Here is an 18,063-nt window from a genome sequence, read left to right as displayed (position 1 = left end):
ACTGTCCAGAGATAAACTATGAATACTTTTAAAGCTTTACAGATTTCAAAAGATGGCGATCAGCAATTAACCGAGAGTGTACAGCTGAGCAGAGATGACTTGATGCCAGGTGATGTATTGGTGACGGTTGAATATTCAACCATCAATTATAAAGACGGCCTGGCTATCACAGGTAAAGGTCCTGTGGTGAGAAAGTGGCCGATGATACCGGGCATTGATTTTGCCGGAACGGTTATTGAGAGTGACCATGCGGAGTTTTCGAAAGGAGATGCTGTTGTATTGAACGGCTGGGGTGTCGGCGAAGCACACTATGGTGCTTATGCTGAGGAAGCCCGTGTAAAAGGTGACTGGTTAATTAAGAAGCCGGAAGGAATGACAGCTAAGCAATGTATGGCTGTAGGTACTGCAGGCTATACAGCTATGTTATCTGTATTGGCACTGGAGCGTTACGGTATTACACCCGAACAAGGGCCTGTTTTAGTCACCGGGGCCAGTGGCGGCGTAGGCAGTGTCGCGGTATCGATTCTGGCTAAGCTTGGCTATGAAGTGATTGCATCAACGGGCCGGAAAGAACATGCAGATTTTCTGCGTCAGTTAGGCGCGAGTGAAGTTATTGATCGGGCTGAGCTGTCCGAGAAAGGTCGTCCTATGGGTAAGGAGCGCTGGCGCGCTGCGGTAGATTCAATTGGTAGTTATACCCTGGCGAATGTTATTGCTCAGACTCAGTATGGCGGGGCAGTAACCAGCTGTGGTCTGGCACAGGGAGCTGATCTGCCATTAACCGTTATGCCGTTCATTTTACGAGGCGTGTCTTTACTGGGTATAGACTCAGTAATGGCGGCGAAAGAAGTACGCGAGCAAGCCTGGGCGCGTGTGCAGCAGGATCTTGACCTGGAAAAGCTCGAACTTCTTTCTGAAACAGTTGGCTTTGATCAGATTATTGAGAAAGCCACTGATATTGTTGACGGTAAGATTAAAGGCCGGGTGATTGTGGATATCGCTAAATAGCTCCGGCTTCAGGTAGTACTGGATTTAGCCTTCTATTTACGAATGTACTTAGGAAAAATTCTGATTATCTCGCAAAGCCTTGCAGTGAACGGTGCTCCTGAGCACCGTTTTTTGTGCTTTTTTATCAAAGATATTTTTGTAAAAGAAGGGATCAGATCAGAGCGAGTAGTTCGTCGACTTTTTCTTCCGGGGTAGCCCAGGCTGTGACCAGTCTGACGACTGAACTGTCTGATGTTTTACGACACCATACGTAGAAGTTAAATTTTTCCTGCAAACGTTCAATTAATGTATCAGGCAGGACGGCGAAAATCTGGTTAGTTTCTGTTTCGGCTTCCAGTACCAGGCCTTTGGCAATCAGTCCTTCGGAGAGTTTTCTGGCCATTTTGTTAGCATGTTTGGCCAGCTCAAAGTAAAGGTTGTCTTTGAACAGCTCAACGAACTGAATGCCTAATAAGCGGCCTTTAGATAACATGCCCCCGCGTTGCTTAACGTTGAATGCAAAGTCTTCAGCAATAGAGGGATTATTGATGATGATCGCCTCACCGATTAAAGCACCATTTTTGGTAGCACCCATCGAGAACAGGTCGGTCAGTTGAGCGATATCTGCCAGTGTCAGATCATTCGTGTCTGCGGTGAGTGCAGTTGCAAGACGAGCACCGTCCAGGAACAGATAGAGATTATTACAGCGGCAAAATTCAGAAATATCTGTCAGTTCCTGCTTGCTATAAAGGGTACCTAATTCGGTAGCGTTCGACAGGTATACCAGCTTAGGCTTGACCATGTGAGGCACATGGGAGTGATCAGTCAGCACTTGCTGCAACTGGTCGACATTGACCTTGCCTTGCTGGTTTTCAATGCCAATAATTTTATGACCGGTCGCTTCAATCGCACCTGTTTCCCGTACCATGATATGACCTGTATCTGCAGACACAACTGCTTCATAAGGACGCAGGCAGGACGACATAATAATGATGTTCGCCAGAGTACCGCCTACCACCAGATAGACCTCTGACTGTTCTGAAGCTATGTCGCGCTTGATTAGCGCCTTGGCTTTATCAGTATATTCATCGTGGCCGTATGCAGTTTGCTGAATCATGTTCGTACTGGCCATGGCGTTGAGAATGTTTGGATGGCAGCCTTCGCTGTAATCATCAAGGAAACTGTATTTAGTCATAGGAGTCATCGTTTGTTGAGATAGGTTCTTTTAGATGACAGCACTATAGAAGCCTGTTTGTATGGTGACTTGTAAAATATTGCAGTTTAGATGGATGTAAGGGCATTGGTTGAGCGGATCAATATTTCTGAAAATAGCGGTGTGGGAGCTTCGCTCAGAATAAAATTCTGAAGTGATACCTGGAATTGGTTGATAGAACAACTGAGCTCTTTAGGACTGAACATTCTAAATAGTGAAAAGCTGGAGGGTGAAGGCTTCGAAGTATTTTTTCAGATAGCGACAGTGTGTTTTTCTTTCGAAGTATTTACGGTACAACAATTGTTTCGAGCAGTCTTTTATATACATTGAAAGAGCAGTTGCAGGCAAAAAAGCGGTAGCTACCAAGCTCCGCTTTCTGTATTTCCAGTGGAAATAGAGTACTGAATCGTTAGATTAAGTACGTGAAGGTATTTGCGAGTGCTTTCAGGAACTTTTGAATCTGAAAGCTTTAGTGTTTATATGTTCAGAGAGCAGAATGTTAATGTTGTTTATTAGACGGGCCAGTGGGTTTTATTTTCTACTCCGGTGCGACGGGCACGTGCTTCAGCTAATATACAGAACTGTTCAAAGGCGATACCTGATGCTAGGCAGGCGGACATACCTGTTGGGTCATAAGGTGGACTGAGTTCCATCAGATCAGCACCGATTACGTCCAAATTACGACAACCCCGGATAATGTCGCGCACTTCAGTGCCCGTCAGGCCGAAAGGTTCGGGCAATGTGGTACCTGGCATACAACTACAGTCGAAGACGTCAGTGTCTATTGATAAATATACGGGGCTATCACCAATGACGTCTTTAATTTGTTTTAGAACCCAGGGAATACCTTTGTCCTGCACATCATCAGCATAGAGTACTCGCATACCTGATTTATGGGAGAAGTCAGCTCGGGGAACCCCACGACCGCGTAGGCCAATTTGTATCGTTTTATCTGGATCAATGAATCCATCGACTGCTGCACACTGGAATACAGTGGCATCTGATACACGGGTACCGCCAAAATTAGTGGCTGTATCCGCATGGGCATCCAGATGAATTAAGGCTAAAGGCTGGTTGCCGTTGTCTGAAAGGCCTTTGAGAATAGGATAGGTGCAGGTATGTTCGCCGCCTATGCTGAGGGGAACTACGTTATTAGCTTTAAAATCCAGATATGTCGTGGCGAAAGCATCAAGCCAGGAAGCCAGGTTGTACTGGTCTGTTTTAGGTTCGACGTCACCGTAATCAATGACATTACAGATCTCAAAGGGGCAGATTTTTGAAGCGTAATGCACCATGTTTCTGTCCAGTGACCAATAACGCACCGCTTCAGGGCCTTTCCGAGTACCAGGTCGGGGGTTAGGTACGCCCAGATCGCAGGGTAAGCCGACTAAAGCAATATCAACACCGTTGAGTTTTTTGCTATGAGGAGCCCGGAACATCCCCAGGGTATTAAAACCGTTACTAACGGTTTCTACACCTTCTTCGATAGTACGGCTGAAGAAAGAAACGAATGCAGGGTCTGAGTTTTCATAAAGTGATCTATTGGCCATGTCGGCCAATTTTTTTAGCTTGGTTTTATCGATTGGATTTGCCATCTTGTCGTCTCTCTGGGGCTTTATATCGGTGTAGCTTTGCCAGATAGAAAATAGATCTGTATAAAAATATACACAATCGAGTAATTTTATAGTTCCTGGTGAGTTTTTTTATATGATGGTGAAGCTTGATAAACGCGGGTTGCCCTTGAATGCGCTTCGCTCTTTTGAAGTTACCGGGCGGCTTTTGAGTATGCGTCTGGCCGCTCAGGAGCTGGGAGTCACTCATGGTGCAGTGAGTCATCAGGTACGGGCTTTAGAAGAACGGCTGGGGATTGAATTGTTCATTCGTGAGCATAATCGGCTGCAACTTACCCCTCAGGGACAGCGTTACTATTATGAGTTGCACCGCATTTTTGACGATATGGTACAGGCAACTCTGGCGCTGGACCCGCAAAGTCTTGAGGGTCGGCTGACGGTCGGTTGCAGTGCCGATACTGCGGCTAACTGGCTCGTGCCTGCTTTAGGGAGTTTTATTCAGCGATATCCTGAAATACAGCTGCAACTGCTGGCTTTGCAACCCGGTGACGAGATTGATGCTGATATTGAGGTGGGGATTTTTAATGGTTTGCCGGCGACCGGAACCTACCAGGCAGAAGTGTTGCGCCAGCAGCATTTTTATCCGGTCTGTGCGCCGGGGTTTATATCCGGTGCTTCTATTTCGTTAAAGCCTGGGGACTTATCAGCTTATCGCTTATTGCATTCCGATGATGGTAGCTGTTGGAATCAGTGGTTGACCGATGCTGGTGTGGGTCTGAGTCCTGTTCAGGAACAGCTGTTTCTACCCAATGTTGTGACGATGCTGACTGCTGCCAAGCAGGGATTGGGAATTGCCCTGGCTCAGGATCTGGAAGTCGCTGAGGATTTATTGTCTGGGAGTCTGATACAGTTATCAGACCAAGGATTACGATCTTCCAGTCAGTATTATTTGCTGACGTTGAAGGATTCATTACTGTCAGACCGGGCGAGGGTCTTTTCTGACTGGGTAAGGACGTTGCTGCGATAGCAGATATTTATCCAGAAGTTATCTAGGATTGATCGGTGCAGATTTCCAGCTCAGTAGCCATTCGGCAAATGCCTGGACTTTATGCTCATTGACCAGGTTTTTTGGAATCACCACGTAGTAACTTTCTTTACAGATCATCGCATCTGCGAACGGCATTACCAGCTCATTCCTGCGTAGCGCCCCCGCCACTAAAAACTTAGGAACAATGGTCAGACCGAGCCCCTCTTTAGCGGCCTTAACTAACAATTTGAAATTACTGAAGCGGGGACCGGGTAAAGCCTGAATTTCCGGTTCAGTCATACCCGCTTCAGTGAGCCACATGACCGTTCCGGAAGAAGTCGCAGTATGATGAAGAAAGGGATAGTTCAATATGTCTTTCATGCTGCTAACGGAACCGTATTTAGTGAGCAATTCTGGAGTGCAAATAGCGACTAGCTGTTCTGGCATTAGATAATAGGCTTCCAGATCAGTCCACTGTCCATCGCCCATTAAAATCCCAATATCGAAGCCTTCATGCAGATCATAGAGTAGATGCAAATCGCTGATAAACTCAGTTTCAATATCTGGAAACTGCAGCTGTAAGTCATTCAATTTTGTGATTAGCCAATGGGTCATCAGAGAATCTTCGATGCCGACTCTCAGCCGGCCTTTTATCTTCTGCCTGATGCTTGTGGTTGCTATATCAAGTTGCTCCAGAATACTGCAAATTTTCTGCTCGTATTCTTTGCCAGTTTTAGTCAGATATAGGCGCTGTTTTACTCTTTCGAACAATGGGCAGCCAAGCATGTCCTCGAGTTTTTTGATCTGCCGGCTGACGGCACTTTGGGTTAGACATAACTCTTCTGCTGCCTGGGTAAAGCTTTCATGCCTGGCTGCGGATTCAAAACATCTTAACGCTGTTGTCGATGGGATGTGACGACGCATCAGGCACCTTCAGTGAATTACATCAAAGACTTTTAGCCTAAGAATAAGAGGTTTTCTGCAGTTTTTAAAGGATTAAGAAATCAGGCTCTTGATTTAAAAATCAACTTACATATATGAATTTTCGACAATTTTGAAGTTTGGATCGTCGCTGGATATGGAGTATAGGTCCGCGAATATATGAGTCTGTACTAGTGAGTGATATAGGTCATGACTTAAAGGAATGATCTTATGAAAACTATATGCTATCCAGTTTCAGGATCCTTTTGTAGGGTAAGTAGAACAGCCTGAATGGTAATAAAGAGCACACAGGCAGTAGACCGCAATAATAATTATTAAGGAGTCGATTATGAATCGTCGTAAGCTTATTCAGGGCGCAATAGGTACCTGTGCCGCTCTGGTGTGTTCCACATTTATTCAATCAAATGCCATCGCAGGAGACAAAGTACGTCTGCGTTTTCAGACTTATTTCGGGACTGAAATGGATTCGGTTAATAAAGCGTTTGTGAAGAATGTCAAAGAGTGGAGTGGCGGTTCTCTGCGTATCCAGTTGTTCCGTGCTGGTGAGTTGGTCAGCAGTGATCAAATGGTCGATAGTGTGTCTAAGGGCACAATCGATATGGCGCATGGCGTCGGAGCTTACTGGTCCGGCCAGATGGACATAGGTAATCTTGAGGCAGGTCTGCCCGGTGCCTGGTCTACCATTGATGAAGCCAAAGACCTGTTCTTTAACCAGGGATTCTCAGATCTTTTGAGTGAAGCGTATGCCGAAAAAGGTGTGCATTATATTACAACCGGTTTTGGTGGCCGTTATGATCTGCTGACGAAAGATCCGGTGAATACTCTTGATGATCTGAAAAAAATGAAAGTCCGGGCATCTCCACAGGCTGCAAAAGTACTTAAAGAGCTTGAAATTCCGTCTGTATATCTGCCATCTCAGGAGCTCTATGTAGGTATGAGTACCGGAGTTATTAATGGTGTTATTTATGGCGGGCCATTCGATTATGTTTCACTGAAACTGAATGAAACAGCTAAGTACTATACGACACTGAATATGTTGACGCCGGGCTGGACCGAGACATACATGATGAATCAGAGCAAGTGGGATAATTTGTCTGATGAACATAAAGATGTTTTGACCCGTGCCACGAAACAAATGGCCGAGGATGCCCATCAGGTCTTCACTGGTAGTGATGAAGAGATCCTCAAGCAGGATACATTCGTTGTAAGTGCGCTTTCTGATGAAGATTCAACGCGTATCACCACCGCAGCGCAGAAAGTATGGAATGAAGAGGCGGGACGTTCTGATCGGAATGCTAAAGCAGTTGCGATTTTACGCGACAATGCTAAGAAGCAAGGTCGGTTGTAAGCATGATTTCCAAATATCTGGAATTCCAGGATGGCCTGTCCGACTTAGTCGGGCGGGGGATCCGCTGGCTAACCCTGTTGATGCTCGGAGTACTGTTGTTTGAAATTGGCTCCCGGTATCTGCTGGGGGCTCCAACCGAATGGGCACATGAAAGCAGCACTATGTTGTATGGCTCATTCTGTATTCTGGCGGGTGCTTATACACTGAAAGAGCAGGCGCATGTCCGCAGTGATGTCCTCTATAGCCATTTAGGTACGAAAACCAAAGGCTTACTGGATACCTTTGGTTTGCTGCTGACTATTCTCTGCATGCTAGTGTTCTTCAAGTTGTCGCTGGATTTTGCGATCGCCTCCTGGGAGATCCGAGAGTTCTCTTCAAAGAGTACCTGGCAACCTCCTGTTTACCCTTTTAAAGCAACAGTACCTGTCGCTGTTGGCCTGCTTATTTTGCAGTTATTCGCTGAACTTATTCGCAGCATAACTAAGATGCTCGGCATCGAGATCGATGATCCGCGCAGCAGACTCGCTGCATCTGATAGTTAATCGTATCCGCGTTTTTCCACCCAATTATAAATATATCAGGAGTCATTGATGGATGGCCTGGATCCGATGACCGTCACGGTTATCATGTTTTTATCTATGCTCTTTTTTATGCTGATAGGCACGCCGTTAGCATGGGCATTACTTATTTCCGGCGCAGGTTCGGCATACTTTATGTGGGGCCCTGCAGGTCTTGACCTGCTGGTTAATTCAGCTTTCAGTGCTATGGATAATTTCCTGCTGGTATCACTGCCACTGTTTATCTTCATGGGGCTGGTGTTACAACGTTCGGGAATAACCGACGATCTGTTTTCTATGATCCAAAAGCTGTTGGGGGGAATCCCCGGCGGGTTAGGTATAGGAACAGTAATTATCTGTGCTCTTATCGCTGCAATGGCTGGCGTGTCCGGTGCGGCGACTGTCAGCCTGGGAATCATTGCCTTACCAGCGATGTTGAAACGTGGTTACGATAAAAAACTGGTCACCGGAACTATTATGGCCGGTGGTGCACTAGGCTTTCTGATCCCTCCCAGCATTTTAATGATCGTATATGCGTTTCTGGCCCGGGAATCGGTCGGTAAATTATTTGCCGCAGGCATGGTGCCGGGTCTGATGTTGGCGGTTATTTATATCACCTATGTATTGATACGCTGCCGGGCTAATCCGTCTTTAGGGCCTGCTATTGCTGCAGAAGACCGGGGCGATCTGGCGGAAAAACTCCGCTCGCTGAAGCACCTCATAATGCCTGGTTTGCTGATAGTTACCGTATTAGGTTGCATCATCATGGGGATTACCACACCTTCAGAAGCATCCGCGATCGGTGCCGGTGGCGCTCTGTTAATCGCCGCGCTGCATGGTCGGGTTAACCGCGAAATGATGACCGATGTGTTGTTGTCGACGACTCGTCTGATGGGCATGCTGATGTGGATAGCATTAGTCGCAGTGTTCTTCAGTAAGGTTTATACCGGGCTTGGTGCAGGTATGTTGGTGGCCGAGTTTATTGAAGACTCAACCTTAACTCCGACCTTTGTGTTGCTGTCTATGGTGGTGTGCTTTTTCGTACTGGGGATGTTCCTGGATGATTTTGCCATCATGTTTATCACCATACCTCTGTTTATCCCAATTGTCAGAGAGTTGGGCTATGACACAACCTGGTTTGCGGTGCTGTTCATCTTGAGTATGCAATCGGCATATCTGACGCCGCCCTTCGGTTTCAATCTCTTTTATATGCGCTCGGTTGCTCCGCCATCGATCACAATTATGGATATTTATAAATCAGCCCTGCCCTTTGTCGCGCTGCAAATTGGTGGGTTGGCACTGGTCTTTATGTTTCCTGAGATTGCTTTGTGGTTGCCTAATCTATTGTTTGGCTAGGACGTTACGGCAGGAAAATTTTCATTTTCAAAATTATCTACAGATCATTTTTTTGACTGATTATCAAAGCTGTAGTGTTGAGGTGTTTTTATGACTGAAAAGAAATTCAATCAGCCTTTAGGCGGCAATGAAATGCCGCGTTTTGGTGGTCCTGCAACTATGTTACGGCTGCCATCCCGGGAAACTGCAGAGGGTCTGGATGCCTGTTTTGTTGGTATTCCGTTCGACATAGGTACATCTAACCGGCCGGGAGCACGTTTAGCTCCTCGCCAGATCCGTGATGAATCGCGGATGTTGCGACCCTTCAATGTGGCAACCGGTGCGGCGCCATTTGAAAGTATTCAGGTTGCTGATATTGGGGATGTGGCGATCAATACTTTTAATCTTGAAAAAAGCATGGGAATTATTGAACAGGCCTATACAGAGATAGCCAGTCATGACTGTATCCCTTTGACCATGGGGGGGGATCATACTATTACCTTGCCGATACTGCGGGCACTGGCTAAAAAGCATGGCCCGATCGGATTAATTCACGTCGATGCCCACGCCGATATCAATGACCATATGTTTGGTGAAAAAATTGCCCACGGCACGCCGTTCCGCCGGGCGATGGAAGAAGGCTTGCTCGATGGTAACCGGGTGGTCCAGATAGGTTTACGGGGCACTGGATATTCTTCAGAAGAGTTCGACTGGTCGAGAGAGCAGGGCTTCAGAGTGGTGCAGGCTGAAGAGTGCTGGAATAAATCTCTGGCAGGCTTAATGGATGAAGTACGTGAACAGGTTGCTGGTGGACCTGTGTATATCACCTTCGATATTGATGGTATCGATCCGGCCTATGCGCCTGGCACAGGTACCGCTGAAATTGCCGGGCTAACTGTTCCGCAAGCCCTGGAAATTATCCGTGGCAGTCGGGGTTTGAATGTCATTGGTGGTGATTTGGTCGAGGTGTCTCCGCCTTATGACACTACCGGTAATACTTCCTTGCTGGGCGCTAATCTGCTGTATGAGATGTTGTGTGTATTGCCTGCAGTGAAGTATCAGGACTAGTGCTGCTATATGCCTGAGGTACAGCCCGGCCTGTGCCTGATAATAAATGAAATGCTAGAAAAAGCTTAAGTTAAACGGCTCTGATGATGAGTTTTCTACCTACGCGGGTGGAGATAGTCAGGGCATTTTTTGTTGAGGAATTTTTGATGAAAGCCATACAAGACTTCAGTTCATCCAACTGCTCAGTTCCTGGGGGCGACATTGATTTGCTGTTAGTCAACGGCCAAATATATACGGTGAATCCAGACCAACCTTGGGCGGAAGCAGTCGCGATTCGGGCAGGCAAGTTTGTAGCTGTTGGTAACCGGGAAGCTTTGGAGTCTATGGCGGGTGGGCAAACTGCTATGATTGATTTGCAGGGCCGTTTTGTAATGCCTGGTATTTACGATATGCATACCCATCCGGATCTGGCGTTGGCACCAGGGTATGCAGGCTTTCTTGATGTCGGTATGGAAGACCCTACGCCACAGCAGGTTAAGCAGGCAATTGTTGAGTATGGTGAACAGCATACTGATAATGCCTGGATCTACGGTCAGTCTTTTGTGCGCTATACCTTTAAGCAGGCGGGAATTTCTGCTGACCGCTTCTGGCTGGATAGCTTCATTGCTGACCGTCCGGTGGCGATTCATGACCGTTCCTGGGGATGTATGCTGGCTAACAGTAAAGCGTTAGAGCTAGCGGGAATTGATGCTAATACAGCAGATCCGGGTAATGGATATATTGAGCGTGATCCGCTGACCGGTGAACCTACCGGTATACTGGTGGATGGTGCTTACTCGTTGGTTTATCAGGCAATGCCGCCCACACCGGCACATGCATTAGAGCGTGCCTACCGGGATGGTCTTAACTATCAGGCTGGGCGGGGAGTTGTTGGTACCAAATACGTGCATGTCTGTGAGCATCGTCTTAACGCTCTGAAAGCAGTGGATGATGCGGGTTTGATGAGCGCCAGGGTAGAAGCGGCAATTAGCTGGCAGGATGATATTTTCCCGGTGAAGCGCCGTTGGGAATTACTGGCCGGTGAACGGCATTACTATCGCAGTAACCGTTTAAATGCCAATGCAGTTAAGTTCCACTTCGATGGTACTCACGAATCCCGTTCTTCTTATCTTTCTAGCCCCTGGCCGGGTGAGAAAAAATGGCGGGGTGGTCTTAATCTGACTCCTGAACATATTACCGATATGGTTGCGGACATGGACCGCAAAGGTATTCGTGTCATTGCACATTGTACCGGTGACGGTGCTTCTGATCTGTTTTTGGATGCGGTTGCTGCAGCGCGTAAGCGTAATGGCGGTCAGGGGATCAGGCATCAATGCGCGCATTCAACCAATCTCCTTGATGAAAATCTGCCACGTTTTGCTGAATTGAATGTGACGGCTGAGTTTTCTCCAGTTGGGTGGTATCCATCTCCTTTTGCTGATGCAAGGCTTAATGTGGGTGAAGAACGCTGGCCCCGAATGTATAACTTTAAAGGGGTACTGGACGCAGGTGGCATTGCTGTTATGGGTACTGACTGGCCGGTTTCGCATATCAATCCATGGGTTGGCTTCGAAGCTATGATTACCCGACAAAACCCCATGAGTGCTTCAAATGATGTATTTCATGGCGAGCCGGTAAGTTTGGAAGAAGCCATTCGTGTCATGACACTTAATGGTGCTTATTCGATGGGCTTGGAAGAAACGGCCGGTTCTATTGAAGTGGGTAAGTCTGCGGATTTGATTGTGCTTGATCAGAATCCATTCGAAATTGATCTTAAAGGTGTGTTGCATAAAACCCGTGTTGAGCTGACCTTGCTTGAGGGACAGTGTACTTGGGATGCTCTGGGATGCCTTGAAAATACTGATAATCGGGCTGTCTGGCGATCGTTACCGAACTTCTGATTTTGCACCAACTGTTAAATGTATTGATTGAAAGCGAGTCTGTTTATGAATAATCAAAAACTGCAACCTGCTATCCCAGTCTGTGTGATCAGTGGTTTTTTAGGCTCAGGGAAGACGACCTTATTGAATCATATACTCAATGGTGACCACGGTCTTAATATAACTGTCATGGTGAATGACTTCGGCGCAATTAATATTGATAGCCAGTTATTGGAAAAACAGGAAGCTAATACGATCAGTCTTAGTAATGGCTGTATCTGTTGCAGTATTCAGAATGATTTAGTTTATGAACTGCAAAACCTTCTGAATCAGCCAGATGGTCCGCCTGAGTATATTGTCATTGAGACCAGTGGGGTTTCTGATCCCACTAAGATAATCAACACGATGCGTTACCCTCAGCTTCGCGACCGCTTTCAGATTGACTCTGTGCTAACCCTTGTTAATGCCGAGTCTATTAATGAGATTGAAGGCCAGGTAAAACAGCTGGCTATGGCGCAACTCGATGCCGCAGATATTATTCTCATTAATAAAGTCGATTGTATTTCCGCTGAAATGCTCGATGGAATCCATAAACAATGGCTATATCCCTCGGCACGTGTGATTGAAACCTGTTATGCGAATGTACCGTTGGATATTTTATTCACAGGCGAAGTTAAAGAACGCAGCGTTGAACAAGGCAGTTTTTTGTCACTGCGCAAGCTTTCAGAAGGACCAGCGGAAGCAGAGGAGCAGGATCATAGTAAGCTATTTCAAACTTGGAGCTGGCGTACTGAAGAAGCTGTGTGTATCAACAAATTACGCGCTGTAATCGAACAATTTCCAAACGATATTTACCGTGCTAAGGGCATTGTTTATAGCCGGCAGTTGGCTGATACGCGACTAATTTTACAGATGGTTGGTAATCGTCAGGAGTGGGACCGTAGTCAGGGGTGGCTGGGGAAACCACATACTGAGTTAGTTGTAATAGGTGCTGCCGGTAGCTTTGATCAGACGGAGATGCAGGCCTCATTCGATGCCTGTGTACTGCCATCAGAATAGACTATATAGATGCTTAGAGTGTGATTTGGGAGTGTCGTATGATTAAGTTATCTAAGAATGATGTTCTGGATTGGGTCGATCAGCATCAACAACAACTGTCTGACTGGCATCAGGTTATTTTTGATTATGCCGAGACAGCATGGCGGGAATATCGATCCTGTGCCTGGTATGTTGAACGCTTACGGGCAGAAGGTTTTGAGGTGGAAGAAGGGAGTGGCGGCATGCCAACGGCCTTTTGTGCAGTATGGCGTAATGGTGATGGTCCGGTGATCGGTAGCTATGCGGAATACGATGCGGTGCCGGGTAATTGTCAGGCTGCAGATACAAAACAACGTCCCCGTGACGGTTTAAGTGAACATGCAGGTGGTCATACAGATCCGCATTCGGCATTGGGTATCAGTGCTTTAGGAGGTTTGTTGGCTGCCAAAGCGGTGATGCAACAACAAAATATTCCCGGCACCTTAAAGTTTTTTGGTGAGCCGGCGGAGAAGGTTCGTGGTTCAAAGCCGATTCATGCGGCTAAAGGGTATTACGATGATCTGGATGCAGCGATCAGTTTTCATCCCTTTTATATGTTCCCGCTGTGTAACACTACCCGTTGGGATACTCATTGTGGTGCGGCGTATTCTGCGATTTATACGTTCGAATGTACTGATCCTGAGAACTGGTTATCGCAACATGGCGAAGCAGATTCGCCGATAGCTGCTTCCCATGCATCGGCCAGGGCCCCTGGTGCTAATGACGCACTGATACAGATGTACACTAGCTCTAAAATGCTGCGTGAATCTATGGTTTCAGCAGGTACTGGTTGGTCAATGAATGAGTGTATTCTCACTGCTGGGCAGGCAACGGCCGATAATCTGCCGGCGCAGGTTGCTCAGATTCAATACATGATGCGGGTACCGACGATAGAAATGGCGGAAACCGTGATGCAGGTGCTGGATAAGAATGCAGCGGCTGCCGCAGGTATTTCCCATTGTAGCTGGCGCCGTGACTGGGTATGTAAATCGCGGCCGGGATTGGCTAATCATACCCTTGCGGATCTCACTTATCGGAATTTGGAATTAGTTGGTCCGCCTAAATTTAATCAGGGTGAAGCGGTTAATAAAGCGCGGGAGATTCAGCGTAACTTAGGTATCCCTGACATGGAAAAGCCATTTATGGATGCCTGTGAAACGCTTATTTCACCGCAGGATGCTGAGCGTGAATTGCGAAAACAGTTGCCTGAGTGGCAGAAAAACTTCACTTCAGATGATTATACCGAATATTGCTGGCATGCCCCGACGGTACGATTGTATATTGCTCGTCCGACACTAAACGCACCGAAAAATGGCAGCAAATATCCAGCCTGGGTGATGAACGCTTTAGGAGGTATTCGGGAAACTATCGATCCTATGATTAATTGCGCCAGTAAAACTATCGGTATGACTATTGTCGACTTACTGACCCAATCTGATTTGTTACAGCAGGCTCAGCAGGAGTTTCAACAGCGTACAGGGGGAATCGGAGGTGATAACTGGATTGCACCTTTGTGCGATTATGAAGCTCCTCATGGATTCCGATGGCCGGAATATGTCCATACAGTGAGAGGCGATGAATGGTGGATCCCCGAATCACCAGGAAAGTGATTCAGGAAGTGTATTAATAAATCAGTTTCGAAACTGGCTGGCGGATCTGTCCAGCTTTCGTAGCTGGGCATCCCAGAATAATTTGACACTCTGGTCATGGTAAGAGGGATCAGCAAACTGCTCGGCTGTGAAGCGGCAATGTTCTATTGAGGGAGTTGTGAGAGGCTGGCCTGTGCTGAGGGCATTGAGTTGTATTTCGCAGGCTGCATTCAGGTAGTACATATAGAAAAACGCTTCAGCGACACTGCGGCCTGTTGTTAGCAATCCATGATTACGCAGTATCATACAGTTGTTGCTGCCCATGGCTTCGACGATCCGTTTTCTTACAGTCAGATCCTGCGGAATACCTTCGTAATCGTAGTAAGAAACTTTTTCGTAAAATGCCATATTGGTCTGATTAACAGGTAATAATCCGGCTTCCATCGCTGAGATTGCCATACCCGGCATTGTATGTGTATGAATGACGCAGTGAGCATTAGGGCAGTGACTGTGGATAGCGCTGTGAATAGTGAAGCCAGCGGGATTTACATCAGCGTCCGTATTATTGAGTTTGCTTCCCTGAAGATCGATTTCCAATAGGTTAGACGCATTGATTTCTTCTGGGAGTAAACCGTACTGGTTGATTAAAAATGTTGCTTCAGAGCGCTCAAGCTTGACTGAAATATGAGTGAATATCTGATCGCTCCAGCCATAATGATGAAGTAAATTATAAGCGGCGGCCAGGTCCGTTCGTTGCTTTTTCTCGATATTATTCTGCATTTTAATGTTTCTCTAGGTGTCTGTTTGGCTAAAGATATTCCTCTTGTTTACCGGTAGATATCGACTTATGCTTCATAGATTATTCCAAATTGTAATGATCTATGATCAACAGTCATTTACCTTCGACTATTGCGTTAAGTTGTTTTGCTTCGACGGCCCGGCATCTGAGCGTCACCCTGGCAGCGCAAGAGCTATGCCTGACTCAGAGTGCAGTTAGCCGGCAAATAAAACGTTTAGAGGAACAGCTGGAGTGCATTTTGTTTCTGCGGGTAAAGCAGCGCCTAGTACTGACTGAAGCCGGTGAGGAATATGCCGCTCAGGTGATTAAGTATTTAAGCCTGCTGAACGGGGCAACAGCTCAGCTCAAGTCTGCAAGGAAGAAACAGTTACGGGTCGGTGCAGAGCCTTCGCTAACGACGCGTTGGTTGTTACCGTTGCTCACCGGTTTTCAACAGAAATACCCTGATGTGGAACTGGATTTTGCGACCGATATACAAAATCTTTATGGCGCTAAATTAGGTTTTGATATCGCCATTCTTTACGGTAAAGGCTATTGGCCTAAGTTTGATTGTGAATTTTTACTGCGTCCGCAAATGTTTGCTGTTTGCGCGCCTGAATTATTGAAAAAACACGGCAAAATTGTCCAGCAGGCTGATATTCTTCGTTATCCCTTTTTGCACCATATGGCTCCGGATACCCCCAGTGATCTGTCTGCCACCCAGCAATGGCTGAAATCAGTCGGTCTGAATAATAGTGAAATGGCAGCGCTATCCAGCCAGCAGTACGAACATTTTCAATTTTTATTGGATGCTGCGTTACATGGCCTTGGAATCACTGTGTTACCGGGTTATCTGATTCAGATCGAACTGGATAGCGGACGTTTGGTTAAAGCTTCGGAAACGCCCATGATTACCGACAGTTATTATATCGCGATCAGAAAAGACGCCCGCGACAATGTTAACTGTCAACGTTTCAAAACCTGGTTGCTTGAGACCGTCAAAGATTTGAAAATAGATTAAATAGATATTTGTTAAAGAGGCATTTAAAGAGCTGCTAAGGCGAGATGGAAAGTAAAGTAACCCCGTGTGAACAGCTAGGAACATATCACTTATATAAAGCTTCATTTTTCACCTTTGCCTTTCACATAGGTACAGCCTAACTGGCATTGCGAAGAGCTGAAGGGTGAAGCCATCGCTTCTGATACTTCCGGTTCGCGGCAGCTTATATGAGTATGCTGGCGTTCTAACTGACGGATTTGCCACATCACAACGGCCAGCGCGATAGTGCCCCATACGACAGCGCCTGCGAGCTCACCGGCCAAGACACCAGCTGCTCCAAACCACTGGGATAGCAGATACACCAGTGGAATCGTTCCAAATAAAGCTTTTGCAAAATTAAACAAGGTTGCCTGAGTGGCATGATTCAGGTTATTTGAAGCGGCATTAGCGATGAATAAAACCCCGTTAAAGCTGAAGCCTATAACTAACCAGGTCGTATAAAAATCAATTAGATAGGCTGCCTCTCCAGTGGCGCTAAATGCGGCGATTATTGAATCGCCCGTCAGATATAGAACCAGCCAGACAAGCAGTATATATACAAAGTTGATTAGCAGGGCGTTAAGTAAAGTAGCGCGCACCCGGTCATAGCGATCAGCTCCGGCATTCTGGCCGATAATAGGTCCAATTGCTCCGGAGAGAGCAAAAATAAGCGCGAAAGCTACCGGCGTAACCCGTCCCAGAATCGCTGCCCCTGCAACAGCACTGTCGCCAAAGCTTGCCATGGTTTTCAGTACGTAACTGCCACCAATAGGGGTTGCCAGATTAGTCAGAACTGCCGGAACTGCAATTGGAAGAATTGTGCTCAGGTCTCTGCGCATTTGCTGCCAGTCTGGCCGGCAGTGGATATGATGCCGGCGAATAACGACGTACAGAGCAATCCCAACCAGGGCTACTCTGGAGAGTACTGATGCAATAGCGGCACCCTGAATCTCCAGCCCAAAGGTAAAAATAAACAGCGGATTCAGCAGGGCATTAACCACTGCCGCACCAAGGGTTGTATACATTGCATTTCGGGCATCCCCTAATCCTCTCAGGGTGGCTGCAGCAGACATACCACATACAAGTAGCGGGGTACTTGGTAATAGTATCTGGCTGTAATCCAGTGCCAGACTGAGGGTTACATCACGGGCGCCGAGGAACATAAGAAGCTCTTCGAGCCAGATCCATGCTGGCAGCGTAACCATTACTGAGGCAATCAGGCTGAATAGCAGTACGCTGGAGCAATACTGGCTGACTAAATCGCGGTTGCTGACGCCTTCAGCCCGGGACACCAGTGCCCCCATCGCAATTTGAATACCTATACCAACCGACGTTAAAAAGAATAGTAGTGTGCCGGAAAAGCCGATAGCAGCCGCTAATTCTTCCTGACCGAGCAAACTGAGAAAATACATATCGACCAGATCAACAGCAAACAGCGCCAGTAAACCTATGGTGCTGCTGATCGTCATGACTGAGACATGCTTGAGCGTAGAGCCCTGAACAAATTTGGCGCTTTTCATGATTGCTTTGCGATGAAACCGGAAAGTTGACGAGTGCTTAATCTACTAAAGAAAATCCAGGCTGTAACCTGATAGATGCAAAAGAGAAAGATGATGCTGAGATTATGTTGGTTTCCTTACAGCTAAACTCAAAAAGTAATAGGTCTGCTACCC

General features: G+C 46.8%; 15 protein-coding genes. 10 read left to right on the top strand and 5 right to left on the bottom strand.

Translation table 11 applies throughout. The annotated features are described in order from the left end of the window. The first annotated feature begins 18 nt into the window (after positions 1-18). Positions 19-1,008 carry an acrylyl-CoA reductase (NADPH) gene (gene acuI / locus OCU49_RS19480; RefSeq protein ID WP_261842207.1) on the top strand — a complete coding sequence of 330 codons (990 nt, stop codon included), beginning with the start codon at positions 19-21 and terminating at the stop codon, positions 1,006-1,008. 151 nt (positions 1,009-1,159) lie between these two features. On the opposite strand, the gene OCU49_RS19475 is transcribed toward acuI, so the two are convergent. Both OCU49_RS19475 and OCU49_RS19470 read right to left on the bottom strand, forming a co-directional pair. Further along, entirely contained in the window at positions 1,160-2,182 is a 1,023-nt protein-coding gene (locus OCU49_RS19475; RefSeq protein WP_261842206.1) for a threonine aldolase family protein, read from the bottom strand. A gap of 530 nt (positions 2,183-2,712) precedes the next feature. After that, positions 2,713-3,795, bottom strand: coding sequence for an arginase family protein (locus OCU49_RS19470; protein WP_261842205.1), 1,083 nt, complete (start codon positions 3,793-3,795; stop codon positions 2,713-2,715). A gap of 112 nt (positions 3,796-3,907) precedes the next feature. Here OCU49_RS19470 and OCU49_RS19465 point away from each other — a divergent pair, with 112 nt between their 5' ends. Next, on the top strand, positions 3,908-4,798 hold the full coding sequence (locus OCU49_RS19465) for a LysR substrate-binding domain-containing protein (RefSeq protein WP_261842204.1): 891 nt from the start codon (positions 3,908-3,910) through the stop codon (positions 4,796-4,798). Between the two features lie 18 nt (positions 4,799-4,816). Here OCU49_RS19465 and OCU49_RS19460 read toward each other — a convergent pair whose 3' ends face one another. Beyond that, entirely contained in the window at positions 4,817-5,722 is a 906-nt protein-coding gene (locus OCU49_RS19460; RefSeq protein ID WP_261842203.1) for a LysR substrate-binding domain-containing protein, read from the bottom strand. Positions 5,723-6,068: 346 nt separating this feature from the next. Here OCU49_RS19460 and dctP point away from each other — a divergent pair, with 346 nt between their 5' ends. From dctP to OCU49_RS19425, 7 genes are all read left to right on the top strand, one after another. Next, complete coding sequence (gene dctP, locus OCU49_RS19455; RefSeq protein WP_261842202.1) at positions 6,069-7,088, top strand: TRAP transporter substrate-binding protein DctP; 1,020 nt, start codon at positions 6,069-6,071, stop codon at positions 7,086-7,088. Positions 7,089-7,090: 2 nt separating this feature from the next. Next, positions 7,091-7,630, top strand: a complete 540-nt coding sequence (locus OCU49_RS19450; RefSeq protein WP_261842201.1) for a TRAP transporter small permease subunit — start codon at positions 7,091-7,093, stop codon at positions 7,628-7,630. A gap of 48 nt (positions 7,631-7,678) precedes the next feature. Continuing rightward, the gene (locus tag OCU49_RS19445) at positions 7,679-9,001 is read left to right on the top strand and encodes a TRAP transporter large permease (protein WP_261842200.1); all 1,323 of its coding nucleotides are present in this window, start codon (positions 7,679-7,681) and stop codon (positions 8,999-9,001) included. Between the two features lie 90 nt (positions 9,002-9,091). Next, positions 9,092-10,048, top strand: a complete 957-nt coding sequence (gene speB / locus OCU49_RS19440; protein WP_261842199.1) for an agmatinase — start codon at positions 9,092-9,094, stop codon at positions 10,046-10,048. A gap of 146 nt (positions 10,049-10,194) precedes the next feature. After that, positions 10,195-11,928, top strand: a complete 1,734-nt coding sequence (locus tag OCU49_RS19435) for an amidohydrolase (RefSeq protein WP_261842198.1) — start codon at positions 10,195-10,197, stop codon at positions 11,926-11,928. 45 nt (positions 11,929-11,973) lie between these two features. After that, the gene (locus OCU49_RS19430; RefSeq protein ID WP_261842197.1) at positions 11,974-12,966 is read left to right on the top strand and encodes a CobW family GTP-binding protein; all 993 of its coding nucleotides are present in this window, start codon (positions 11,974-11,976) and stop codon (positions 12,964-12,966) included. Between the two features lie 38 nt (positions 12,967-13,004). Beyond that, positions 13,005-14,594: a zinc-binding metallopeptidase family protein gene (locus tag OCU49_RS19425; RefSeq protein WP_261842196.1), complete on the top strand. Its 1,590-nt coding sequence runs from the start codon at positions 13,005-13,007 to the stop codon at positions 14,592-14,594. A 21-nt stretch (positions 14,595-14,615) separates the two neighbouring features. Here OCU49_RS19425 and OCU49_RS19420 read toward each other — a convergent pair whose 3' ends face one another. Then, complete coding sequence (locus OCU49_RS19420; protein WP_261842195.1) at positions 14,616-15,353, bottom strand: class II aldolase/adducin family protein; 738 nt, start codon at positions 15,351-15,353, stop codon at positions 14,616-14,618. A 101-nt stretch (positions 15,354-15,454) separates the two neighbouring features. Here OCU49_RS19420 and OCU49_RS19415 point away from each other — a divergent pair, with 101 nt between their 5' ends. After that, entirely contained in the window at positions 15,455-16,372 is a 918-nt protein-coding gene (locus OCU49_RS19415; protein WP_261842194.1) for a LysR substrate-binding domain-containing protein, read from the top strand. A gap of 101 nt (positions 16,373-16,473) precedes the next feature. On the opposite strand, the gene OCU49_RS19410 is transcribed toward OCU49_RS19415, so the two are convergent. After that, entirely contained in the window at positions 16,474-17,910 is a 1,437-nt protein-coding gene (locus tag OCU49_RS19410; protein WP_261842193.1) for an MATE family efflux transporter, read from the bottom strand. Between the last annotated feature and the right edge of the window lie 153 nt (positions 17,911-18,063).

Origin of the sequence: Aliamphritea ceti, from assembly GCF_024347215.1 — a bacterium.
Taxonomy (GTDB): Bacteria; Pseudomonadota; Gammaproteobacteria; order Pseudomonadales; family Balneatricaceae; genus Amphritea; species Amphritea ceti.
This window is presented reverse-complemented; position numbering and strand designations above follow the sequence as displayed.

What these genes read in the sequence shown, in the direction of transcription:
- acuI (WP_261842207.1), top strand. Translation starts at nt 19, where the DNA reads ATGAATACTTTTAAAGCTTTACAGATTTCAAAAGATGGCGATCAGCAA.
- OCU49_RS19475 (WP_261842206.1), bottom strand. Translation starts at nt 2,182, where the DNA reads ATGACTAAATACAGTTTCCTTGATGATTACAGCGAAGGCTGCCATCCA.
- OCU49_RS19470 (WP_261842205.1), bottom strand. Translation starts at nt 3,795, where the DNA reads ATGGCAAATCCAATCGATAAAACCAAGCTAAAAAAATTGGCCGACATG.
- OCU49_RS19465 (WP_261842204.1), top strand. Translation starts at nt 3,908, where the DNA reads ATGATGGTGAAGCTTGATAAACGCGGGTTGCCCTTGAATGCGCTTCGC.
- OCU49_RS19460 (WP_261842203.1), bottom strand. Translation starts at nt 5,722, where the DNA reads ATGCGTCGTCACATCCCATCGACAACAGCGTTAAGATGTTTTGAATCC.
- dctP (WP_261842202.1), top strand. Translation starts at nt 6,069, where the DNA reads ATGAATCGTCGTAAGCTTATTCAGGGCGCAATAGGTACCTGTGCCGCT.
- OCU49_RS19450 (WP_261842201.1), top strand. Translation starts at nt 7,091, where the DNA reads ATGATTTCCAAATATCTGGAATTCCAGGATGGCCTGTCCGACTTAGTC.
- OCU49_RS19445 (WP_261842200.1), top strand. Translation starts at nt 7,679, where the DNA reads ATGGATGGCCTGGATCCGATGACCGTCACGGTTATCATGTTTTTATCT.
- speB (WP_261842199.1), top strand. Translation starts at nt 9,092, where the DNA reads ATGACTGAAAAGAAATTCAATCAGCCTTTAGGCGGCAATGAAATGCCG.
- OCU49_RS19435 (WP_261842198.1), top strand. Translation starts at nt 10,195, where the DNA reads ATGAAAGCCATACAAGACTTCAGTTCATCCAACTGCTCAGTTCCTGGG.
- OCU49_RS19430 (WP_261842197.1), top strand. Translation starts at nt 11,974, where the DNA reads ATGAATAATCAAAAACTGCAACCTGCTATCCCAGTCTGTGTGATCAGT.
- OCU49_RS19425 (WP_261842196.1), top strand. Translation starts at nt 13,005, where the DNA reads ATGATTAAGTTATCTAAGAATGATGTTCTGGATTGGGTCGATCAGCAT.
- OCU49_RS19420 (WP_261842195.1), bottom strand. Translation starts at nt 15,353, where the DNA reads ATGCAGAATAATATCGAGAAAAAGCAACGAACGGACCTGGCCGCCGCT.
- OCU49_RS19415 (WP_261842194.1), top strand. Translation starts at nt 15,455, where the DNA reads ATGATCAACAGTCATTTACCTTCGACTATTGCGTTAAGTTGTTTTGCT.
- OCU49_RS19410 (WP_261842193.1), bottom strand. Translation starts at nt 17,910, where the DNA reads ATGAAAAGCGCCAAATTTGTTCAGGGCTCTACGCTCAAGCATGTCTCA.